This is a genomic window from Citrobacter sp. Cpo089 (genome assembly GCF_030332695.1).
Lineage (GTDB): Bacteria > Pseudomonadota > Gammaproteobacteria > Enterobacterales > Enterobacteriaceae > Citrobacter > Citrobacter portucalensis.
In genome coordinates this window covers 1-2,263 of the sequence record NZ_JAOWHJ010000052.1, presented here as the reverse complement: position 1 = coordinate 2,263, position 2,263 = coordinate 1, and the positions used below count along the sequence as shown (strand labels likewise).

The window sequence follows — 2,263 nt, the reverse complement described above, 5'->3', positions numbered from 1 at the left end:
GACAGGCTCCGGAAGACGGTTGTTGCGCACGTATTCGGTGAACGCACTATGGCGACGCTGGGGCGTCTTATGAGCCTGCTGTCACCCTTTGACGTGGTGATATGGATGACGGATGGCTGGCCGCTGTATGAATCCCGCCTGAAGGGAAAGCTGCACGTAATCAGCAAGCGATATACGCAGCGAATTGAGCGGCATAACCTGAATCTGAGGCAGCACCTGGCACGGCTGGGACGGAAGTCGCTGTCGTTCTCAAAATCGGTGGAGCTGCATGACAAAGTCATCGGGCATTATCTGAACATAAAACACTATCAATAAGTTGGAGTCATTACCCAGGTTGCGAAGCAAAGGGCGCTATCAACGACAGCATAGAGCAGAAGGGAGATTACACCCGGTTTGCACGGATGAAAAGGGGAAACCTTTTTTCTGGAAATTGAGTTGTTTGTGGATTTTTTCGCGATTTTATGAATGGCAGTCTGCCGCGCTTCGCTTGCCTTCTCCCGATCTTCCGCCAGCATAAGCTGACAGAAGATCGGGAGAGTCTGTTTTAACGTGGTCTGAGATAACGGGAAGGCCAGATTTGCTCTGGCGCAATACCCAACGCTTCGGCGATCAGCCTTTCCCCTTTGGGCCAGTGCCTGATCAGCGCATTTGCCAGCGTGGAAGACGCCAGCCCTGACTTGCGGGAAACGGCGGACAGCGACGTCCCTTGCTTTTTCAGCGCCGCGATAATGTCGGCGGAATGCCAGTCCGGTTGCCTCATGATCATGCCGCCTCCCCATCAATAAACTTCACGCCGTCGGCGGTGCGCAGCCTGCGCGGGGCTTTCATTTCCGCCGCGAAGTAGTTGATCAGGTCGTACAGCAGATAACTCAGTTGTTTCTCCTTTTCAGAAGAAAATCCCTGCTCCGCCAGCGTCTGCGTCAGGGCAAGGCAGTAGCTACAAAGCTCCGTGCATTCGGGCCCAAACTCGGGGGAATTCGCCGGAAGCGTATCAACGGTCAGGCTTTCAACAAGATGGGGCGGGACGGGTTCTAACAGCGTGGGCTGGAGCAGCGTCAGAGCGGCGTTAAGCCTGCCGCAGAGCGCCATTTTTAATGCGCTATCTTTACTTTCAATCAGGGTTTCAGCGAAGTTTTCGCAGTGGCTGGCAAGGACGGTGAAGTCCGTGGCGGCGTTGAATGGAATAGCAAGTAACGGGTGTGTTTGAGTGGGGATCGTAGCCATGATGGCAGCCTCCAGTAAGTAATTATTTGAACCACCACCGAAGAGACCAATCTTACGGGTGGTGGAACCGGACGGAGTTGGTCTTACCGGCCTTACTGGACACCGGCGCGTCTTGCGACGCCTCCGCCCGGCCCACCATTGAGATGTAGCCGGATGAACGACATAAAAAAGACGCAAAGCGCGTCATATGTCGCCAGTAAGGAATATCTTCAGGAGACCAATCCCGGCACCTGAATTTGCAGGTGCACTTACTACAATACATCGACAAGCACTAAACAACAAGGAAGTTAATGAAAAGACACATGAATCTTAATTTCTTACTGTGTTACTTACGTCGCGTTTTCTTGGCTTGAAAAGCCACATTGTTGGTGCTAGATTCGAATTTAGCCGAGAGAAAATCTAACAGTAGTAATAAGTTAGGTTTCAGTTCTTCAAAATTTCTTAGAAAATTTTACACAAATTGAGGACAAATCGATGACGGAAACGCAGATACGCTCGATAACCGAAGATATCATACAGATATTACTAAAGAAAAACGCTGATTATGGTGGAGCAAGCTTCGATCTAGGTTTGAACGGTAATATGGTGCATCTATGGGATAAGGTAAGGCGTTATCGAACTTTAGTTGAAAAAAATAATAAAGGAGAGTCACCAAATTTTGAATCAATTGAGGACACCCTAAAGGATATTATTGGGTATGCAATTATCGGGTAATGACTCCAACTTATTGATAGTGTTTTATGTTCAGATAATGCCCGATGACTTTGTCATGCAGCTCCACCGATTTTGAGAACGACAGCGACTTCCGTCCCAGCCGTGCCAGGTGCTGCCTCAGATTCAGGTTATGCCGCTCAATTCGCTGCGTATATCGCTTGCTGATTACGTGCAGCTTTCCCTTCAGGCGGGATTCATACAGCGGCCAGCCATCCGTCATCCATATCACCACGTCAAAGGGTGACAGCAGGCTCATAAGACGCCCCAGCGTCGCCATAGTGCGTTCACCGAATACGTGCGCAACAACCGTCTTCCGGAGCCTGTC

Annotated in this window: 3 protein-coding genes and 2 pseudogenes; 2 read left to right on the top strand and 3 right to left on the bottom strand. The window is 50.3% G+C overall.

Features of this window, described 5'->3' with window-relative positions; translation table 11 throughout:
* A pseudogene (locus tag OGX92_RS09955) lies at positions 1 to 315 on the top strand (IS1-like element IS1B family transposase); the annotation flags it as partial.
* A gap of 229 nt (positions 316 to 544) precedes the next feature.
* Here the strand turns inward: OGX92_RS09955 and OGX92_RS09950 are convergent.
* Positions 545 to 760, bottom strand: coding sequence for a helix-turn-helix domain-containing protein (locus OGX92_RS09950; protein WP_200921585.1), 216 nt, complete (start codon positions 758 to 760; stop codon positions 545 to 547).
* 2 nt (positions 761 to 762) lie between these two features.
* Positions 763 to 1,224, bottom strand: a complete 462-nt coding sequence (locus OGX92_RS09945) for a hypothetical protein (protein ID WP_286586498.1) — start codon at positions 1,222 to 1,224, stop codon at positions 763 to 765.
* A 474-nt stretch (positions 1,225 to 1,698) separates the two neighbouring features.
* Between OGX92_RS09945 and OGX92_RS09940 the strand changes: the two genes are divergently transcribed.
* Positions 1,699 to 1,938, top strand: coding sequence for a nucleotide modification associated domain-containing protein (locus tag OGX92_RS09940; RefSeq protein ID WP_286586496.1), 240 nt, complete (start codon positions 1,699 to 1,701; stop codon positions 1,936 to 1,938).
* 10 nt (positions 1,939 to 1,948) lie between these two features.
* Here OGX92_RS09940 and OGX92_RS09935 read toward each other — a convergent pair.
* Positions 1,949 to 2,263: pseudogene (locus OGX92_RS09935) on the bottom strand (IS1-like element IS1B family transposase); the annotation flags it as partial.

Excerpts from the sequence above, each read along its gene's own strand:
- OGX92_RS09950 (WP_200921585.1), bottom strand. The coding sequence starts at position 760 with ATGAGGCAACCGGACTGGCATTCCGCCGACATTATCGCGGCGCTGAAA.
- OGX92_RS09945 (WP_286586498.1), bottom strand. The coding sequence starts at position 1,224 with ATGGCTACGATCCCCACTCAAACACACCCGTTACTTGCTATTCCATTC.
- OGX92_RS09940 (WP_286586496.1), top strand. The coding sequence starts at position 1,699 with ATGACGGAAACGCAGATACGCTCGATAACCGAAGATATCATACAGATA.